Here is a 21,010-nt window from a genome sequence, read left to right on the forward strand (position 1 = left end):
CGCGTGACGTTACTCGACTGAAATGAAACGCTTTTCGCTTCGCCAACTCGTCATCATTGCGCCGCTATTGGCTGCCCTAATAGCAACTTGGCATTCCGCTGTTGCTCGTAAAGAGCGACAGCATGCGATCGAACATTTTGAACGTTGTGTCGAGCGCAACGATGCATTGAATCTTGGAGGGGCCACTCAAATACTCGGCAGAGAATTCGTCGTTGGTCGAATTGCGGACGCGTCAAAGCAAAACCCCAACTTTGTATTCGACGGTGGCGTGCGATTCGCGCAACTTATTCCTGATTGCCATGACTATACACGTGGGTCCGGAGATGGATACAACCTTTGCGGAATCGGTGGGGTGGTTGGCTCCTCAGCCTGGTCTGGGCCAGCCGGAACCCGCATCACTTCGTTGACATTTGAGGACGATACACTCAAAATCGAACTCCACGGGGATTTGCTGATCGGTTCATTCATGTGTTCAATCCCGCGCAACGCTCCAGACGTGTACGTTTTACCGTGGCCATCTAAATCGCCTGACCCTCCTTCGCACAACCTACATGCAATGATTGCGGCCCGCCACGCAAACTCGATGACCCGAATACCAGACGGCGGGTAACCAAACCATGCACTGGAGCACGGCATCTGACGTTTTCCCAATAGATAACCAATTCGCCGTGCCGTGATCGGCGGCGTTCGCCAAATCAAGTCTGCAACTTATAACCGAGTACTAACAATGCGATCAAATATCTACGCCGCTTGCTTCCCTTTGATGGTATGCATATGTTCGACAGTCACAGCACAGGATTACAATCTGGTTGTTACTGCAGGCAGTGGGGAAGACCAAGAACGAGTCGAGTGTTACGCCCAAGCGACGTTGGCCTCACTCCGAAAAGATTGGGGGGACGAAGCCATCCCGATCCTTGCTTATCCTGTGACAATTGAAATATCTCGAAGTAATGACAAGGCGTGGGGTGTGTCAACTTACTATCCAGGACTAAAAAATCTCAAAATTGAAGTTGGTGGAGACTTTGAGGGGATTCTGAGCAATGCATTGCCAAGGCAACTGAGCCACTTGGTGCTTGCTGAGCGAATCGAGAAGGCACCGCGATGGGCGGAGATGGGAATTGGTTTGCTCAGCGAATCAAGAAACTCTCGGGATAGACACTGGAAAGTGTTTCGTGAGGCAAGAGACGGCGGAATGCTCATGCCTTTTAACGAGCTACTCACGTATACCGAGTATCCAAAAGACGTTAGCGACGTTATAAAAATGTATTCGCAATCCATGGTCGTGGCCCAGTATGTTGCAGAAACTTGGGATCGTGAAACTCTGATAAGGTTCGTATCGGATTCTAAACGCATCGATCTTTCATCCGCCATTAAGAAACATTTGGGTTTCAACAGCGTAGGTGAATTTGAGTTAGGATTTCGTAATTGGGCCGCTGACAAGCGCAAAGGCGAACCAAGGGTTGAACCGGAGCCGGCCACAACGGTTTTTCGGCCATCTAAGCGTTAATCGGCTGGCCCGGTTACCCCAGCATTCGTCGACCAAATTATGAGCACGTCTACTTACAACACGATCGCCGCCTTGCTAGCAATTGGAGTTCTGATTGCCTTTGTCGTGATGGTCATCTCGTTGATCGCCATGATCGTGCGGTGGAAAACGCCGAAACGCCGTGGGCACGGGGTTCGATTGTTGGTCTCGCTCATTGCGATTCCGTGTTTGATTGGAATACAACAGGGCATACTCTGGTTGGTTTTCCTGCCGGCGCTTGGCCGTGAGCAAATGGCGGAGATCAACGCAGCCCGTGCTGAAAAGCTCGCCGAGACGTCCGTTGTACAGGTAGGCGACACTGCTCCACCCTTCACTCTGACAACCGTCAATGGAGATGAATTCTCGCTTCCGGATCATGGCAGTGTCATTCTGATAAATTTCTTTGCGACATGGTGCGGACCTTGCCAGATCGAGCTTCCTCATCTCGAGCAAATCTGGACAGCAAATAGAAACAATACACGCTTTCGAATATTGGTAATCGGTCGCGAGGAAACGATGGAAGCGGTCCGGGATTATCGCAAAAAGAACGACTTTTCGTTTCCGATTGCTGCCGACCCCGATCGTTCCGTCTATTCGCTCTTCGCAAATGAAACGATTCCGCGCACACTGGTCGTTTCGCCCGATGGACAAATTATTTACTCAAAGGCTGGCTTCATGGAAGAAGACCTTGGCGAGCTGAATGCGGTTCTTGAAAAGCAACTCGCCAATCTCAGATAGCTCCCTTTCACAAATTACCGACGAACAATCGGATGCACCAAAGTCGCCGAACGGTGCGTTTTGACAATGGAGAGATAACTCCGGCGACTTGGTGATCCGTGGCGTCCGTCGGAAATGAACTGACGTTCGCACAGCATTGGAAATGATTGCTTCACTAGCGTTTGTATTCGGGATTGCAGTTTCGATCGTCGTACTATGGGCGTGGCTAGGAGACTGGTCCCAGTCACGGGTTCGAAGATCCGATGATGAGTATTGGACGACTGCCCAATTGGCTTGTCCCTCCTGCGACACTCAATATCGCTTAGCGGACATCGCGACTCGCTGGATAACGTTTTCAGAATCTTCTCTAAATGGTGCCTCGATCCGTTGCCACGTGTGTTTGGAGATTGCGGAATACGAAAGAACTACCGGCACCCCACGGTTCCTCTCGTATGCGAGGCAGCCTCGCCTATGCCGAAAATGCGGCGAACGATACAATGGATTTCTCAAAACAAACTGTCCGACCTGTGGATCAAACGAATCTCAAATCGCTTCTGACGTCAGGCTGATCATGATGCGCGACGAACCATCCGATGCAACCGAGTGACGAAGTCGGGCGTTTTGAAGTGGATGATCAACCGTCGCCCTCGGCTGATCGATAACGTAACGTGCCTTAGACAACGCCCTAAAAGCAAATGGACACACTCCACCTCATCACCGTACGCGAGATGGTGACCGCCGACGTACAGGCGTCGGGAGCGAAACTTGCCGTTCGCATCTCCTTGGGTGATGATTGGGTTTTAGCCAGATGTCGTAACGCACCCTTCGGGTGACGTTTTTCGCACTGCAAGCGTAGCTTGCAGACGACGAATTAGACGGCTTTGCCGTCATGGAAAGACTCACACACCCAAGGACGCCATGATGAGTATCAACGTGATAAACCGCCGTTGGCCACGACCGTTTCTGACCATCTCAACGGTATTCGGCCTGGCCAAAATAACCCTTAACGATTTCCCCAGAACAGGCCATCCATGAAACCATTAGCACTTAAGATAGCTTTTTCACTAATCGTCTCCACTATCAGTGTTTCGGCTGCAGAGCCCACGTATTCCGTCGAAAGTTTATCCGGCGTCATTCGAGAGCTAGGCAAAGATAAATATGAGCAACCAGTGAAAGACTGGCTATCCACGAATCGCCCCAAGCAGTTTGAGCGGCTTTTCGGAGAGCGGAACGATGAAGCAAAGGAAGCAGAGAAGAAAGACCAAGGTTTATTCTCGATTCTTTCGGAATTGAATGCGGCTATCGCAGATCCGCAGATCGCGTTGTTGGACTACTACATTAATGCGAAAGCATCCGCTGGCTGGGAGGTTGTGTCGATGACCGAAAACATCATTCTTTTCCGACGCTCGACAAAGAAAGACGCACAAGCGGATGTTACGAAAGGCTCGGAACCTCCAAGCGTGAAGTGACCTCGATGACTCGCCCACGCCGATCTCTAACGTTCGCCGAGTGATGACCTAGTCTACTCATGACAGAGACGACAAACGTCGCCTGCCAGCGAGGGCGAGCGAAACGGGATCGAGTTGATAGCTCCTGTGCCGGGCAAAAGCAGTCCGGGCAAAGGTTCCGGGCGAAAAGCAGTCCGGCGAAAAGCAGTCCGGGCAAAAGCAGTCCGGCGAAAAGTTAAGTGAGTCCAATTTTTCAGGTCGAGAAATTACACGGGCTGAACTTTGTGGACTTGGCATATGTGACCGCAATCTGCCGAGCCTCCGCGGGCTCAATGGCATTCCGCTCTTTCAGATCGGGAATACATCATTGTCCAAGAGCGGCAAGAAATGCTTAGCAGAACTTTTGGGGCAGTCTTTTGTTGAGGACATTGGATGTCGCTTAGCTTCTGCTGCGCTGTCCTATTCGTTGGGTCCCTGAGCAATCTGAATAACCTGATTAGCAGACGAATTCTCGAGTTGACCATCGACGAACGAGGACGGGCCGTACCATTGGATCCGTAAGCGCAGAGAATTCGTCGACGGAACTGGCAAGTATCAAACTCCCTTGGGTGCGACGCACCGAAAAATCTCTAAAACGGTATGTACCGTTTTGGGCAATTGGGAAAACGCCGCCCGGGCAGAACGCCCCGATTTACGATAGACCGCAGTTTGCGGGTAATTCGACAAGAAAAGTAAGGGGTGAGTGAGGGGATTTGAACCCCCGACATTCGGAACCACAATCCGACGCTCTAACCAACTGAGCTACACCCACCGGGAAACGACAAACAGGGTGATTGGGACACCCGCATTGCCTTTGAGCCCAGAATTTATCTTGACAGACGCTTCAGGTCAACGGGCATTTTGGTGAGTTCGATACGAAGAGCGTCAAAAACAATAACTTTCGTATCGGACTCATCGATTGCCACCCAAAACCATCCGATTTCTTATCCTACCATCGCTCAAACGCGATTCGTAACGGACAGCGTGATAGAATTGCTACAGATATCCAAACGAATTGGATAAAACCGTGATCGCTTGTTTTGTCGCGACAGCGGAATAACGGAACGAGCTCATTTGCGTCTGGTCAAGAAGCAGGATGCTCAGGCTGACTCCGCTTCCCGCTTCTGCAGGAATTGCTTCGCAGGCATTTGGAACAGTAGCAGTAAGAGCAAGTCGCGATGTGATTTGAGGAGATTACCGTTTTCCTGGTAGACCTTTTCCAAGTCGAGGTCGTCGACGAGGTCGGCGGGGCGTCCCTTGTAAACCGCTTGGCCTCGCGAGCACTTCTTGACGACTTCCGGGTCAGGGCGGCCTGGTAATTTTCCGTACTTACCCATTATGACATCACGAAAAGGTTCACTCACCAATTCATAAGGATTGTCCTTCATGACATTAAAAACGGCCTGAGTCCCAACAATTTGACTGGTGGGGGTAACCAGGGGTAGGTAGCCTGCGGCTGCACGCACGCGAGGGATCTCCTCTTGGACCTTGGGCATCAATTCGAGCTTACCTTGGTCTTTCAACTGGTTATACAAATTGCTCAGCATCCCACCTGGGATTTGCGACTCAAGTTGGCTCTTGTCGATTTCTGGATAGCCGTGTGGGACCATGATTTTTTCTTCAATCACATCGCACGCTTTTGTGCATTGATCATGATCCTTGCTGCCGAGTAGTTCGATTGCTTCGTTAATTGCCGCTTTCATTGCGTCGGTAGGTTCGGACGGCCATGGGTTGCCGAAGGAATCCGCGTTTTTGTCGACCTCTTTCAGTTCGGTACGAATCTGCCGCAGTTCGTTATCGATTTCACTGGCGCGGTCGAAGTTGACGTTTAGTTCAACGCCCAAGGCATCGGCGAAGTAGCGAATCAATTCGGCTGGCGGTTGACTGGTGGCACCCGCCATGGGTCCATAGGCGGTATCTAAGTTACTAACTCCCGCCATCAAACCAACGACGTAGCTGGCAATCGCCAATCCATTGGTATCGTGGCTATGAAGCGTAATTTCAACGCCAGGAAAACTTTCTTTCAGAGCTCCTATTAGCGTCCAAGCATCAGCTGGGTGCAGCAATCCTGCCATATCTTTGATTGCCAAGGAATCAGCACCTGCGTCGACGCAACGCTTTGCAAAGTTGACGAAGTGCGCTTGGTCATGCACGGGGCTGGTTGTGTAGCTAAGGGCGGCCTCCGCGTGCCCGTTGAATGTTTTGGTCGACATGATCGCAGTGATCAGGTTGCGATGGTCGTTGAGGGCATCAAAGATACGGACTCGATCATTTCCTGTTCGGCACGCCTCTTTTATGAATTCGTAAACCAAATTGTCTGGGTAGGGGTTGTACCCAAACAGGTTTTGCCCCCGGCACAACGAGCGAATTTGGATTTTCCTGCCACTCGAGTCGCAGGTTTCACGAAACGCTTCAAGCCTTTCGAAGGGATCATCTCCTGTAAAACGAAGGCATGAATCGAGGGTTGCTCCGCCCCACAATTCCAATATGTCGTACCCCGAGTCGACTAGCATCGGCAGAACTCGCATGCATTGTTCGGTACTCATTCGCGTCGCCAACAGGGATTGGTGGCCGTCGCGAAGTGAAGTGTCGATCAGGTTGACAGAGGGCATAAATAGGCATTCCTTCGCAAGCGAAATCGGCTGCTTGCTTGATGGTTGGTGCTTGCTTGATGGTTGAAGTGCAGTTTTTCAGCCCATTGTCCACTTTTTCAAGGAATGTCAATCCACCACCGGCTAGTTTTTTGCGACACGGTACAGATTTCCGCATCTGTTTCGAGTGATCTTGACTTGGTCGTCCAAAACTTCCTATTTCCACGTGCAACATCGTTAGGACGAACCATTCGTACTGGCGTTCATCCAAGCAGGCCCTTTACCACGTTCCATAAGAATATGTCAAAGCTTCAACCGTCCGTATTTTCTCGGAAATCGCCTCGTTTTCTTCGGCTCCCAGCAATTTGCGTTGCCTTCGGACTCTGTTTCGTTGGCTGCAATTCGGAACCTTCGACCACGCCAAATCCGGCCCGTGTTGACGCCAAGTCGATGGCTCAGGCAACGCCTGAATCCGCCGACGTTGCCAACACGCCTTCGCCATCGGATGTCGTCTCGCAATTTCTTGATCGCGTCCGAAGGGGTGGCGAGACGACCGATGCGGGCCAGTTGTTGACACAGCGAGCTCAAGCGGAGCTGAAACGAATTGGCCGGACGGTCCAGCCGATTGGGACACCGGACGCTCGCTTTGACGTCCGCCAAGCTGCAGCCATCCCCAACGAACCTGGCTCGATGCTGGTGCAAAGCATTTGGACGGAACCGAACAGCGACGGGAGTCTTGGCCAATACGAGGTGGTCTGGGCCGTTCACCGCGAGCAAGCGGGCTGGCGAATCAGTGGCTTGGCAATGGAGATGAATCCAGGGCAACCGCCGATCGTGATCGATTTCGAAAATGGCGACGAAATGGCCAAGCTACTCGCTGGTTCGGAACAGGCAGAACCAGCGCATGTTCAGCAAGCGAATGGTGGTAGCGTAAACGGCACGCAGCGATAAAAGGAATCGGCCAGCTCATCCGGCGCGTTGGGACGCATTTTCTTTTTCGTTAGCCGCGTACCCAGCGGGCCGCGCGCTTTGCATTGCAAAACGCGTGAGGCGTTACCTGCACGGTTAAACAGGATGATCGGAATTTGCCTAATGTTCCTCGATCACCTCGCGGCCTCTTCGGGTGATAAGTGCTGCCAACACGATCGGGGACACACTTGGCGTAAAGAAACGCACCGCCCCATCGGCAAACAAGAAGTGTGAGCCTCCAGCGTGAAAACTGTGGAATCCAAAACCTCTCGCATTCGTACAGTTGATCGCACAAGGGCCTCCTTGCGGCGGCCAAGTCGCACCCGTTCGCAGCGATCCTTGCAACCAATGCTCACCGTTGATCGGATCTCCCCAACCGCCCCCTTCGGTTCCTCTCAAAAATGTGGTTGCGACAGGGTCGAGGCGGCCTGCGTTATAGACATCGGGGCCGCCCGTTCGTTCACCGATCAATAGCGTGTGCGACAATCCATCGAGAATCCCCGCGAAGGTCCCTTTTTGGTTGCCGCCAAACATCTCACTTTTGACCTGCATGGCTCCTGTTCGATCGTTGTGCATGATTGGACCATACGCGTAGGTCGCATAGACTCCTTTGACGCCCGTCGTCGGGCAGTAGTCGCTTGCCGCAATCGAGGTCGCGGTAAACGGCAATCCGATCGGCCTCGCATCAAACATGTAGCGTCTGCTTTCGGGTGCCCCCGGCGATGAGGGGCATTGATAGGTAGCGATCGTGTGGCCGATGAGTTCCACATTATCAGCACTGGTTTGATCCATCGCCAAAGTGCTATGGTCGTAGCGTTCGTACAACGATTGTTGTTCGATGAATGGCAATAGCGCAACGCTCCATGGTTTCCCATTGAAAGCATCGGGTGGCGTTTCGAACCACCACGCCAAAGGCAGTTCGTTGAAGGCAGAATGGTAATTTGAAATCCCCAGACCCATTTGGTGCATCTGGTTGCTGCAACTCATGCGACGAGCTGAATCTCGCGCGGCTTGAACGGCTGGCAATAGCAAGCCCACCAACACGCCAATGATCGCGATGACCACTAACAATTCGACCAACGTAAATGCTAAGCGGGTTGAGTTAGGATTGGAATTCGGTCGTCGCTTCGAGGCACTATTGATATTCGACATTGAATTTCTCATCGGAAAGGGACCATCGAAGAATAAACGAATGGCCATCCTGTTGACCCGCAAAAACAACTCGGTTGCCATGGTCGCGAATGCTAACCTGATTGCATTCGCTACTCGGTTGGTCCGAAAGTGGAAGGCATCCAATCGCGAGACGGGTATTGCAATCCCAAAACTGGATCAATCCATTATCGCTAATCATCAGCATTCGATCGGAATTGACAAACTCAATTTTGACTGGACGTCCGGGCTCGTAGTGCTGCGGTATCATCGGATTGTAAAGAAATTGATGTTCGCGATTACTTAATGTCAGCAGCGAGACGGACCCGTCTTCCCATCCGACGGCCAACGTATTGCCATCGGGGGTGAATTCTAGACAAAGGGGCATCCCCAGTTTTTCGTTCCAATACAATGGCTCGTTTGATTCAAGATCGACGATCTCAATCCCGTGCCCACCTGCTGATGCGAAGTAGCGTTCATCCCTAGAAAATGCAATGCACTTTACCTTTGAACTTGGCGTTCGCACAATTATCGGTTCCAAATGCGAACGCAACTGATCGAAGACAAGCGTGTGATCGGAGGAGCCTGCCATTCCCAGATAGCGACCTGAAGCAGAGAACTCACACATATCAAATTGGGAATCCCCACCGCAGACAGGCAATTGCAGTACTTGGACCTTGGGAGTTCCGGTTCGCCAATCGGATAGCCAGTGCAATCGTTCGTCCCGGTCGACGATGGCAAGGGTGGAGTCGTCGGGGGAAATCGCTGCGGTAGCCAGTGGCGCATCGCTTTTCCAAACCGACCGGTAGCCGAGTTTAGTTGTCATTGACGAAGATGCATGTCGCGTCGAATTGGAGGGGAATTTTGCATGCCATAAGTTCCGGTCGGTCCCTAGCACGAACACCTCGCTTTGGCACTCATTCAAGAGTACTCCGCCGACAATGGACGGTGGTTGCGGAAAGATGTCAAAGTAGTCTTGTCCTCGCGGCATCCTCTGCGAAAGGCCTGGCGAAAATCGTTCGACCGATCCGTCAAGAGACGTTGTTACAACATCATCGCTGTTCAAGAATGCGACATTCGTTAACCGGCTTTGCGAAACGGCAACGGCCCCCGTTGAATGAACACACGAGAGAGGCGAGTCTTGGTTCTCTTGCAAGCGATACCACCGTATGCCAACACGAGAATCGGCGACCGCCATGCATTCATCTTGCGGTGAAAACGCAAATGCAATCGGCTCGCAGTCGGTATCGATCCAGTCGGACATGACTAGCTTTTCTGACTTGTTTCTGCTGGACTGTGCTCTGCTTGACTGTGCTCTGCTGGACTCGCTTACCGCCCGCTCTATACCGACCAGTCCGAAACCCTTGCGATTTCGGATGGTGTAGGCAGCCCAGTTGTGTGAATTGGCACATTGAACGATCGGGACGATATTTGGCAGGTCTGCTTTATCAACGACATTGCCTGAATCCGTGTCGTAGACGGCCAATGTTTGGGTGTTCAAATTCCCGGTGATCAGGTAGCGACCGTCTGGGGTCAAGCCAAAGCTTTCGCAGCGATGGACCGTCGGAACGTAGACAGCTCGTTTTTTCTCGGTGGACCAAACCTTGATGCCGTCATATCGGCACCCCGATGCGATGATTTTTCCATCCTTGCTGACACGTATCGTTTCGATCGTTGTCGGATGCATGTGCAAGGCATGGGTGGTGGCACCCGATTGAGCATCGATCAAAATCGTGCTTCGGGATCCGAACGGCCACAGCGGTCCGGGGACAGCCAATCGTCCATCGGGCATCGAAGCGATAGCGGAAGCTTGGTCATCAAATTGGTCAAGCCGGGAAACACAGCAGCCATTTTGGATATCCCAGAAGCGAATCGCTCCGTCGTCTCCGATACTGGCCGCCCGTTCACGGTCCGCTAATACCGTAATTTCGCGGGCGGGTCCATCGTGTCGTCCCCAGCGTTCGTAGCGAGTTCGGACTTGCCTATCGAGGAGTGCCCACTCTAAACGTCGGAGGTCCGCTAGTGGATCCGTGTGCGGGGCGGCTGGGATTTGGCGGTCGAGCAAGCGTCGGGCGTCCGCATAGCGACCCGAGTTAAACATCAAGAATGCAAGGGAAACATCGGTTTCGTAACTTGTTTGCCTCCGGCGTTGTCGTGCTAATTCCGCTTCACCGAGAACGGATCGCAGACGCGCCGCTTGCAGTTCACTCGTACGTGCATAACGCCCTTGAGTGACGGCATAGAGTGTCAAGCTAACACAGCCGAAAATCATCGCGATGGTGGCAAGCAAACCTAGACCCGCAACAAACGGATTCCGCTGACTCCACCGAAGGGTCCGCCCCACACACCCCACAGGCCGCGCAATGGTTGGTTGCTTCCGTCGCACACGCTCAAGCTCATTCAACAATTCACCTGCGTCTCGATACCGACGGCGTGGTTCTTTTTCTAAGCACCGTTGGCAAACGGCACTGAGATCTTTCGTCAACTGAGGGCGTAAACTTGCGGCCGATGGTGGTTGATGATTGAGAACTCGATGCAAGGATTGCACCTGGCAGGAAGCCGAAAAGGGAGAGACGCCGGTTAGGAGTTCATACAAAACAACCCCTAACGAATAGACATCGGAATGCGGGCCATGGTCGTTGATTCGCCCTGCTGCTTGTTCAGGTGACATGTAGGGAACGCTACCAACTAACGTACCGCTTTGGGTGTCCGTAAAGTCGCTGACGTCGCTCATCCAACGCGCCATTCCAAAATCGATGAGTCGGGCTGTTGGGTACTCGCTTTCAGGATCGCTGATGATGATGTTCGATGGTTTGATGTCACGATGGATCAGACCTAGATGGTGAGCCGCTTGAAGCCCCTTGGCAATTTGTGACACAATGCAGATCGCGTGTGCCGCTTCCATAAAATAACCGCGTCCTCGAGACCACTGAGATAACGTCGGGCCAGGGCAATACTCACTGACGATGTAGGCTTTATTGGCATCTAACACCGCGTCGAGAATGGGAATCAAATTGGGATGATTCAACTTCGCAGTGATTTTCGCTTCTCGCTTGAATCGACGCGTACCTTTGGAATCGAGCCCCAATCGTTGATGAGGAAACTTAATCGCAACTTGTCGCCCAAGCCGTTCATCAAGCGCCAACCATACGCGTCCAAATCCCCCGCATCCGAGTTCGCGAATCAATCGGAATTGATCAATGCAACGATCGGCAACCGGCTCGAAAGCAGGAGCTGCAAAGCGAGTCGACTCGATGTGCGTTCTCTGGTTGTTCCGATGTGTCGATTTCAAAGTGACCGACGCAGAACAATCGTCGACGGGCAGTAGGAACGAACCCCCCGGCCGCAATTCATGTTTGGATGCGTTGTAGTCATCACTCATGAGAACCTGACATAAAAGTGGAAGCGACGCAATTCAATGCAAGCGCGTATGGCATTTCGTCGCAGCCTAGTATAACGCACGGACGAAAAAGGGGAAATCCTTTTCGGATTTGGGAAAGTCTTTAGTATGTTTCAACGATTTAAGGATTGGTCAATCCGAGCGACGCTATCCTACTTTTCCTTTTCTCTCCAAATCTTTTGTTTTCCCACTACCTTGCATCGAACGTGCTTCTTAGAATGATGCTGCTTGATGAACGAGCCTCCAGTGCCTTGCAGATCTACCGTTAAACGGCCATGATTTGTCGGTTCAATCGACCGTTTAAACGCATCTGAAACTAGAATTCAAAGAGCCTTGCGTATTCGTTGAACGCAATAAGTCGTTTCTAAATTTTTGACCTGCACCGTTTCGCGTGCTGGTCAATCATTTCCCCCCACTTGGAACCCTTCTATGAATAGAAATCCGTCTGTACGTCGAGCTTTCACCCTTGTTGAGTTACTCGTCGTGATCGCCATTATCGGTGTATTGGTGGGCTTGCTTTTGCCAGCCGTCCAAGCGGCACGCGAGGCTGCCCGCCGAATGAGTTGCAGTAACAATTTCAAGCAAATTGGGCTGGCGATCCACAATTACCATTCCGCTTATAGCCAGCTTCCCGTTCAAGGTGGCGGTACTGGCTTAGCCGTCGGGGCAACCGCCGCTTGGGAAGATACCGCTCTTGGAAACAACCAACGTCTCAGCATGTTGGTTGGTTTGTTGCCGTTCTTCGAACAACAAGCGTTGTGGGAGCAAATCAGTAACCCTCAGGTCAACAACGGTTTTCCAGCGATGGGGCCAACCCCTGAAAACACCAACTATGGCCCTTGGGGAGCTAACATTCCGGCGCTGCGTTGCCCGAGCGATCCGGGGGATGGCTTGCCCGCTCTCGGGCGAACCAACATTGCCGCTTCGCTCGGCGATTCGATCGTTCGATCGTGGTTGGGAACAAAGAACGAGCTGCTTGTTAGGACGACGACGGATGCACAACAGGCTCGTGCAGCATGTCGCGGCTTTTTCACGCCTCGCGAAACCAGCCGTTTTCGCGATATTCTTGACGGTCTTGCCAACACGATTTGTGTCGGCGAAATCGCGACCGATCTTGGCGACAACAGCGTCTCAACGCGAAGTGTTGAAGTTGCCGATGAGACCGTGTATTTGAATCCGAGTGCTTGCCTTCCTAACGCAGATCCGACACGTCCTCGTTTTTGGGGTGTGACCCCCCAAGGTGGTTCGGGGTTTGCCCGCGGTTTCCGCTGGGCCGATTCCGGTCCAATGTATACGGGTGTGATGACAATCCTGCCACCTAATTCAGAACTCTGTAATGGTGATTCTTCCACGCTTGGGGCTCCCGACCAAGCGAAAGAAGTGGTCGCAACCGCAAGTAGTCGTCACCAGGGTGGATGCCATATCCTGATGGGTGACGGAGCGGTCAAGTTCATTACCGATTCGATCGAAGCGGGGACTTCTCGAACAGCCGACAGCACGACCAGCGCAATGGTGCGTACGGGTGGAACTTTGACTTCGGCTCCTGGTTCACGCAGCCCTTACGGGTTGTGGGGTTCGCTAGGAACGAGAGCATCGAAAGAAACGATCAGCGAAGAATTCTAGTCATTGCCTCTTGGTAAAACTGCTACGAGCGGTCGAACAACTCTGTTGCTCGACCGCTTTTTTTTGCGCGCATCCCAGTAATACAAAAGGGCAATTCACGAGACGGCGATAGGTTGGGTGACGAATGCGGGAGCACGCGTAGGCTGGGTCGAGGCATCTTTACGACGCAGACCTGACGCCTCCTCCCCGGCGGACTGATAACGAGGTCTGCTTCAGAAACGGAAACGGAAACGGAAACGGCAGAGCTGGGAATGGCGGCAGTCATGCCACCCGAGTGGAGTCAGCGACGAATTTCATCGAGATGGAATGGTCGGGATTGAAAGGATTGTTCCCAACCGGAGGGCTGCGAAAATGGTCGGACCCTCGGAGACTCGTGGTGTGCGTGCAAGGAGGGGGGCGGGGCGGTGTCTTTACTAGCGGTGTCTTTCCTAGCAATGGAGCAATAAGTTTACTAGTTTGCCAGCTAGGGGCACGCAGCCACTTGCCATCAGCTGGATTTCTGAAAACAGCTTAACCCTCTTGCAAAAAAACGCTTTTAATACGACACTCTGTGCTCTCAAAAATTCGATGTGTGACCAATCGGTCGGCAATGTAGCCGACAGGTAGACCTACCAATTATCGAAACTTGGTTGTTTTTGTGGATCACACGACTAGTAGCTCTTGTTCGTAGCCTTCATGCTGCGGAAAAGGAAAAACAGATATGGCCCGTTATACTGGACCGAAAGCTCGCATTAACCGCCGTTTAGGGACTTTGATTTACGAGACGGCGGGTGCGGCGCGAGCGCTTGACCGTCGCCCGACACCACCCGGAATGCACGTCCGTGGTCGTCGCCCAAGTAATTACGGGTTGGCGTTGATGGAGAAGCAAAAAATCAAGCACTATTACGGCTTGGGGGAACGACAACTACGCCGTTACTTTGACGCGGTTGGCCGCAAGCAAGGTAATACCGCAGAGCTACTTCTTTTGATGTGTGAGCGTCGTTTGGACAATGTGGTTCGCCGTGCAGGGTTTACGAAAACTCGCCCGCAAGCTCGTCAAGGCATCGCGCACGGTCATTTCCGCGTCAATGGCGTGAAAGTCACGAAGCCAAGTTTTCTTCTTCGGGCTGGCGACATCGTCGAAGTTCGCGGACGCGAAAATTTGAAAAATTTGTATCGCGGCGTGATTGCCAATGCCTCCCCCGATTCGCTCGACTGGGTCACCTTTGACAGCGAAAACTTGAAGGCAACCGTTTTGGGGCTGCCCGCTCCGAGCGACATCAGTTTGCCAGTCGACGGAAACAGCGTTGTCGAATTCTTGTCTCGCTAAAAGTAGCAGCGTCTTTCCAAGACGCTAAGTATAGTAGCAGCGTCTTTCCAAGACGCTGAGTTTAGTAGCAGCGTCTTTCCAAGACGTTGAGTTTAGTAGCAGCGTCTTTCCAAGACGTTGAGTTCCCCGAGTCTCACGTATCAGCGTCTCTTCATGACGCTAAGTTTTCCGAGTCTCGGAGAGACTCGTCTACGTCCCCTTTCCAACTAGAATAGCCTCACGATGCATTCTCCACTTGTTGTTCTTGGCGGCGGCCCAGGTGGCTACGCCGCAGCGTTTTTGGCAGCCGATGAAGGTCTCGACGTCACGATCGTTGAAGCCGAGCCGAGACTTGGCGGTACCTGTCTGCTTCGTGGTTGTATTCCAAGTAAAGCGTTGCTTCACGTCTCGAAGATCATCAGCGAGGTTGAAGAGCTGCGGCAAGATTGGGGAGTTGATTACGGTGATCGTCCCAACATCAGCATCGACAAGGTTCGTGAACGAAAAGATCAAGTCATCACGACGCTAACCGGCGGTCTCGGGCAATTGGCCAAACGCCGCAATGTGACCATCATCCAGGCCCGTGGTTCGTTCATCGATTCGACCACGCTTAAACTGGAAGGCGACCACGAATCGATTCCCGAAGGTGGACAGATCACCTTTGATCACTGCATCTTAGCCACCGGAAGTGTTCCAGCGATCCCGCCTGCTTTCAACATCGGTAGCGACCGAGTGATGGACAGCACCGGGGCGCTTGCGCTACCCGACGTTCCCAAATCGCTGCTGATTATTGGCGGCGGCTACATCGGTTTGGAAATGCTAAACGTGTACGCCGGTTTCGGATCAAAGTGTACGGTCGTCGAAATGGCAGATCGTTTGCTCCCGGGTGCCGATGCCGACCTCGTCAAACCGTTGGCAAAACGAATTGATAAACTGTGCGAAGGCCGAGTGTTGACAGGAACCAAGGTCGGCTCACTCACCGAAGTGGACGACCAGATTGAAGTGACGTTCGAAGGACCGAACCATTTTGGTCACGATCGCTATGACCGCGTGTTGGTAAGTATCGGGCGCCGGCCTGTGACGCGGGGGTTAGGTTTGGAAAACACCTCCGTCGTCATAACCGATCGCGGCTTCGTCGAGTGCGATAGCCAGCAGCGAACGGCTGATCCTCATATCTTTGTGATTGGCGATGTCGCGGGCGATCCCATGTTGGCCCACAAAGCGACCCACGAAGGTCGCGTAGCAGCGGAAGTGATCTCAGGCAAATCGAGCCAATTTGATAAGGTCGCCATCCCAGCGGTTGTGTTTACCGACCCCGAAATCGCCTGGGCAGGTTTCACCGAGGAAGAGGCTAAGAAGGCCGGTCGTGCCTATCAGGTCGAAGCATATCCTTGGGCTGCCAGCGGTCGAGCACAAGCACTTGGCATCACCGATGGTTTGACGAAATGGTTGGTGGACCCTGAATCTCACCGAGTGATTGGGTGCGGCATCGTTGGCACAGGCGCAGGTGAGTTGATTGCCGAGGCGGTTCTAGCGATTGAAATGGGTTGTGAAATGCACGACATTACCGATTCGATTCACCCGCACCCAACGCTCAGCGAAACCTTGATGAATGCGGGTGAAGTCTACTTTGGAACGGCCACTGAAATCTACAAACCGCGAAAAAAAGTGGGTAAGGGATCTTAAGGCGGCTTCGCCGCGAGTGTCGTTCGGCTCGCCGAGCGGAACGCGTCCAGCGATTGGCTTGGTTCAACTTTTGCCACCCCCCCCATGCGAATACGCTTTCCGCTCGGATAGCAGAGCGACAATTCAGTGCAAGCAGCCGAGCGAATTGGTGGCCATTTTCCCCGCATGGCTCTAATTCTCCGGCTCCTCCGAGGAATCAGTGGGTTGATTCATCAATCCCTCCGTTTTCCGGTGGTTTTCGCTGCGCTCGACCACCGGCTAATGGCTGTAACGCCTTCAGCGTATTTTGACTTGCTGCATTATGGACTCGATGACGCCGAGGGGATACGGAGAGCCTAACGCATGTGGGGCAGGCGACGACCTTGGCTTCTGGCGAGCGTCAATTGATTGTTCAATTCATCGACTGACAATGCAACAATCGGAATGGTGATCAATGACTGCGGATCGATCTCGCTACTCGCTCGTCGCTTCGCTAATTGTTCGACCTCTTCCTCAAGAGCATCAAGCCAAGCGGGCACGTCGAGTCCCACACCACTGGGGTGCCGCGTCAAAAGCTCGGCCTCTGCTTCAAGCAATTGAAACGGTTTCGATGCTTTCGAGTTTGGCTTCGTCATTGTCTTGGACACGGATTGCGATTCTGGAGCCACGGGATTGATTTCAGCATCTCGCATCGCGGGTCCGACCAGTGCGCGCATTCGATCGATTGTCATCGGCTGCACAAAGCGTTCCAAGATCCGGTCGGCTACCGTCGGCATTCGCATTGCATAGTCCTTTTGCATCTTGCGAACTTTCTCGACATACAAATCGGCTTCGGCACCGATCCGTTCGCTCAAACTTCGCCGCCACATCAACGCTGCTGCTTCGAAACCACTTCGCACCAGCACCTCGTGTGCCCACATCACGGGCTTCAAGTTCCAGGCAATTCGTTCATAACGAACTCGCAACCGCAGGAAATCCAGAAACATGTAGACCAAATCGCCGCGATCACTTTGAGTGGTCGTACTGTTGTAATCTTGGTATTCGCTGTGATGATCGATCAAAGCTTCATAAACCAACGTGATCCAACGCTGAGCTTCATTGATGTCAAGTTTTCCAATCTCCAAATCCTCGTACAATCGGGTTTTTGAAAATTGGTCGTCGCCTTCCTGCAGCACTCGCTCTAACCAGGGAGCGACCCCCTGGTGCAGTATTGCTCGGACGTTGCCGAGTTGCAAAAACACCTGAGTGAATATCGGGTCGCCATACTGTTTGATAAAGCCGACCAACTGGGTCCACTTTTTCGGGTCCGAAACGGTTTCGAGAGGCGAAAGACGCAGCGTTTGGCTATGCGCTAACCAACTGCCCAGCATTGTCTCGGTAACTCGTTCGAGTAGCGGGATCAGCACTTCAGCGAACGATTTTTCGTCGAGCAATCCACTGGTCGATTCTTCGACGCTCTTACGAGTTGATTCGACGATCGATGCAACGAGAGAGCGAAAACCGACTTGGAACAGACCATCGAACTCGGTAACGGCGCCGATTCCGATCGGATTATTCTGTTCCATCAACCGCGCGGTTTCCATAAGCCGGCACGCTTCGGCAACGAGCCCACGACGGGGTAGCCAAAGTAGTAAGTGACGTAGCACGCGTTGCCGCAGTCGCGCGACATAGATTTTGACCGGATCGCCGCCGCGTGACAACGGAATGTAGAGCAGACTTTTGTCACTCAGTGCGTCTAAGAATGGCGGAAACTGTTGCCGTACCTTTTTCGTGTTGCCGGAGATCAGTGCGGCAAACATTTTCACGGCTTGGACATCGTCCTCTGCCATTTCTTCGTTCGCATCGATCAAATTCCACGTGCTGGTCGGAAGCGCCAATAGCGTTCCACAAATCAAACGCCGCGAATCCGACATTTCGACCGCCGTGCCAATGATGCGTTCCATGAGCGAATCACGCAACACACGACGGCGATCGTAGCTTCGCATGGAATCCTTGTCGCTACCGGCTGGAGAAATCTTGTAGCGGCGGACGGCATCGAGCAGTTCCAATAGCCCGATACGGTTTTCGCGGGCCCGGCCTGCCCAACCTTCGAGGGCCTGCAACCGACCGTCTAAGTCATCGGTGGATTCGTCCATCTCCGCGATATCGGCAGCCACAGCCCACATCCGCGAAAGCGACTGCAGAAAACTTAAATGATCGACAAGTCGTTTTGACTCGGTTTCCAATTCATCGTGGCTCGCGTCGTCACCAAACTCGAAAACCGCGCCTTCGTTACCATCGTCGGTCGTATCGCGGTAGGTCATGTCCTCATAGGCTGCATCGAACAGACCCTCGTCATCATCGTCGCCGCCTTCATCGGCGAGTGTCAATTCCCGATCCCAATCGCGTTTCTTTTTGGAGTGAGGAGCTTGATCCAAATTGAAATCGGGAGCCGACCAAAACTCTTCCGCATTGGCTTCGAGAAAGTCAAAAAATTTACGGACAAGCGGCCAGATCCTTTGGGTGTCCCTGCCAACGGTCTGCTGCATGGCTGGTTGCGTGTAGGTTTCCTCGTCGCCATGATCGAGGGTGGCGCGAAGTCGAAGCAGCCATCGTTCGGCAAGCCTCGGTAGCGAACTGCCACCCGACCGAAGCCCGATTTCGTTGGCATTGCCGAGCCAATGGACAAGCAGTGCCATCGCTGGGGTAAAGTCGTTACGGTCTAGCAATGCCGATATGACCAGCGCGTAGGCTCGCGGCGAATCGAACAGATCGGCGTGCGGTGCCCAAAACGCGACATCGCCCGCTGCGGCACCTCCTTCGTGCCATAACCGCAAAGCACGAGCCACCAATTTGGCGGAATCATACGATTCGAGTGGATCAACGGCATCGATTGAATCGATGGTGTGAGCCGCAAATTGACGCCACCACTCGGCGATTTCGCTGTACTGATGTTCCATTTGCCTATAAGCAGCCTCATCGTCGCGAGCCGCCGCTTCGCTCCAGGCCTTGGCCATGTAACCGAACAATTGTTCGATCAAGTAAAGCAAATCGTCGACGCGACCGTCATGGACCGAGCAATCGGGGCTAGGGTAGAGACTGAAATTGCCGCCAAAGCCGAGGATGTCCCAAGGATCGATCAATGCTCCGCATTGGATCGATCGTTTGATCAGGTCAAAAACCTCCGCGGGCACTTTCAGTGCCGCTTCAGGGTTGCCGCTGCGAAGATCGCGAAGGCCAAGTGTGATTTCACAATCGATTCGGCACAACATCCGTGCGGAGGTTGCTGGCACCGCATCGACTTGTCGAGTCGCCGCGTCGGGGTAACCCATTCGCGCATACAAGCGAGCCAATTGAACGTGCTGCACCTGTGCGGCTCGACGCTCCGCCAAAGCGGCATTCAAGTGTTGCCGAACGGCCCCAAACGGTTGCCGCCGCATCTGTTGCTCTTTTTCCAATCGCTCCGCATGAGCCCCGGACAAACCAGTCATCTGGTCTTCGTAGAATGCATCTCGGTAGATTGCAATTGGCTTCATCAGAGTGCCCAGCGTCACGTCGCTAGTGTACGCGTTCGGCCCCCAACCACTGATCCCCGACGCCATCAAAATGGTGCCTGCCAACACGGTGGCCGCTTCGGTCAACAACTCGCTGACCGGGTGTTCGCTCGGTTCCTCCACACGGCTTAGCAGTGCATCGAGCGTGACTTGGCGAAGCACGAAACGATCATAGTAGCCGTCATCGTCGATCGAACGTGTATCCCAACCACCAAAGTGGTAATTAGGCCGACGGTTGACCGGATGATCGAAGTCAAAGGCACGCGGATCGAGCGACAGTTCCTGCATTCGATCGAGATTGAACGATGCAGCCCGCAGAATATCGGGGTCGGTTTGCCCAAGAACCTCAATCGCTAGTTCGATCATTTTGCGGTATCGACCGCTCGATACACCGGCACCAGGAATATAAAGCGGAATGGGACGAACGAATTCGTGCGGATAGGGCTGACAGCGGCGGTTCTCTAAAACGGCAACCGGACGATAGCCTACATAGTCGTTCAACCGCAGGATCGACTCTTGGACAATGGAGTCATCTGAACCAGAAAACCCAATTTCCAAGATGGTTTCAGCAGCCCTTCCAAGAAAAAAGCCGTTGAAGAGAACTTCAGGAGCTTGATGAAACAGGAGGTCACGGTGGTAATCAAGATAGGCGGGTAGCAGATCACTCCACAGCAACTTGACCATTCGAGTCGCTTGCCCGATGTCACTAAACGCGTCTTGTTCGCGGTGAAGACGCTCCAGCGTTTCGATCATCCAATCCTTCAATACCAACCATGCCGCTGGGCCAGCCAGCGGGTCCCCCCCCGCCGCTTTGTCGAAGATCTCGTTCCAAGCAGCGAAGACCAACGGCCCGCCACTTCCCGACGAAAAGTTCAGATAACCTGCCAATCGTCGCAGCGAATCGCTGATGTTATCGGGAGGCATAGCGTATGACATCAAACGGTAAATTGGTACAAGGTGGTGGGGTGAGGGTTGGTGCCCAAATGGCAAGGCGGTAGAGGGTCTTGTTCAAGGCCCCCATGTCAAAGGATCTTTAACAAGATCCGCAACGCTAACAACACGC

The 21,010-nt window shown here is 53.0% G+C and carries 12 protein-coding genes and 1 tRNA gene; 8 read left to right on the plus strand and 5 right to left on the minus strand.

The window, feature by feature from the left end:
- The first annotated feature begins 22 nt into the window (after positions 1-22).
- The 4 genes from Q31b_RS17215 (at position 23) to Q31b_RS17230 (ending at position 3,711) form a co-directional block, all read left to right on the plus strand.
- Positions 23-610 (plus strand): hypothetical protein, encoded by a 588-nt coding sequence (locus Q31b_RS17215; protein ID WP_146600873.1) that lies wholly within the window; start codon positions 23-25, stop codon positions 608-610.
- A gap of 117 nt (positions 611-727) precedes the next feature.
- Complete coding sequence (locus Q31b_RS17220) at positions 728-1,507, plus strand: hypothetical protein (protein WP_146600874.1); 780 nt, start codon at positions 728-730, stop codon at positions 1,505-1,507.
- A gap of 39 nt (positions 1,508-1,546) precedes the next feature.
- Positions 1,547-2,263 carry a TlpA family protein disulfide reductase gene (locus tag Q31b_RS17225; protein ID WP_146600875.1) on the plus strand — a complete coding sequence of 239 codons (717 nt, stop codon included), beginning with the start codon at positions 1,547-1,549 and terminating at the stop codon, positions 2,261-2,263.
- A 1,148-nt stretch (positions 2,264-3,411) separates the two neighbouring features.
- Positions 3,412-3,711: a hypothetical protein gene (locus Q31b_RS17230; protein WP_197171711.1), complete on the plus strand. Its 300-nt coding sequence runs from the start codon at positions 3,412-3,414 to the stop codon at positions 3,709-3,711.
- A 716-nt stretch (positions 3,712-4,427) separates the two neighbouring features.
- On the opposite strand, the gene Q31b_RS17235 is transcribed toward Q31b_RS17230, so the two are convergent.
- Positions 4,428-4,501: transfer RNA gene (locus Q31b_RS17235), tRNA-His, on the minus strand.
- A gap of 328 nt (positions 4,502-4,829) precedes the next feature.
- Positions 4,830-6,341 (minus strand): oxaloacetate decarboxylase subunit alpha, encoded by a 1,512-nt coding sequence (locus tag Q31b_RS17240; RefSeq protein WP_146600877.1) that lies wholly within the window; start codon positions 6,339-6,341, stop codon positions 4,830-4,832.
- Between the two features lie 279 nt (positions 6,342-6,620).
- Between Q31b_RS17240 and Q31b_RS17245 the strand changes: the two genes are divergently transcribed.
- A complete protein-coding gene (locus tag Q31b_RS17245; RefSeq protein WP_146600878.1) occupies positions 6,621-7,271 on the plus strand; it encodes a hypothetical protein in 651 nt (216 codons plus the stop codon).
- A 138-nt stretch (positions 7,272-7,409) separates the two neighbouring features.
- Here the strand turns inward: Q31b_RS17245 and Q31b_RS17250 are convergent, their stop codons facing one another.
- A complete protein-coding gene (locus Q31b_RS17250; RefSeq protein WP_146600879.1) occupies positions 7,410-8,453 on the minus strand; it encodes a DUF1559 domain-containing protein in 1,044 nt (347 codons plus the stop codon).
- Positions 8,425-11,820 carry a protein kinase domain-containing protein gene (locus Q31b_RS17255; protein ID WP_146600880.1) on the minus strand — a complete coding sequence of 1,132 codons (3,396 nt, stop codon included), beginning with the start codon at positions 11,818-11,820 and terminating at the stop codon, positions 8,425-8,427. The genes Q31b_RS17250 and Q31b_RS17255 overlap by 29 nt, the downstream gene beginning before the upstream one ends.
- A gap of 447 nt (positions 11,821-12,267) precedes the next feature.
- Between Q31b_RS17255 and Q31b_RS17260 the strand changes: the two genes are divergently transcribed.
- The 3 genes from Q31b_RS17260 (at position 12,268) to lpdA (ending at position 16,435) form a co-directional block, all read left to right on the plus strand.
- The gene (locus tag Q31b_RS17260) at positions 12,268-13,461 is read left to right on the plus strand and encodes a DUF1559 domain-containing protein (protein WP_146600881.1); all 1,194 of its coding nucleotides are present in this window, start codon (positions 12,268-12,270) and stop codon (positions 13,459-13,461) included.
- 700 nt (positions 13,462-14,161) lie between these two features.
- Positions 14,162-14,770, plus strand: a complete 609-nt coding sequence (rpsD, locus tag Q31b_RS17265; protein WP_146600882.1) for a 30S ribosomal protein S4 — start codon at positions 14,162-14,164, stop codon at positions 14,768-14,770.
- Between the two features lie 222 nt (positions 14,771-14,992).
- Positions 14,993-16,435 carry a dihydrolipoyl dehydrogenase gene (lpdA, locus tag Q31b_RS17270; protein ID WP_146600883.1) on the plus strand — a complete coding sequence of 481 codons (1,443 nt, stop codon included), beginning with the start codon at positions 14,993-14,995 and terminating at the stop codon, positions 16,433-16,435.
- A 335-nt stretch (positions 16,436-16,770) separates the two neighbouring features.
- Here lpdA and Q31b_RS17275 read toward each other — a convergent pair whose 3' ends face one another.
- Complete coding sequence (locus Q31b_RS17275) at positions 16,771-20,883, minus strand: hypothetical protein (protein WP_146600884.1); 4,113 nt, start codon at positions 20,881-20,883, stop codon at positions 16,771-16,773.
- Positions 20,884-21,010: the final 127 nt, after the last annotated feature.

This window comes from Novipirellula aureliae (assembly GCF_007860185.1).
In the GTDB taxonomy this organism is placed as follows: Bacteria; Planctomycetota; Planctomycetia; order Pirellulales; family Pirellulaceae; genus Novipirellula_A; species Novipirellula_A aureliae.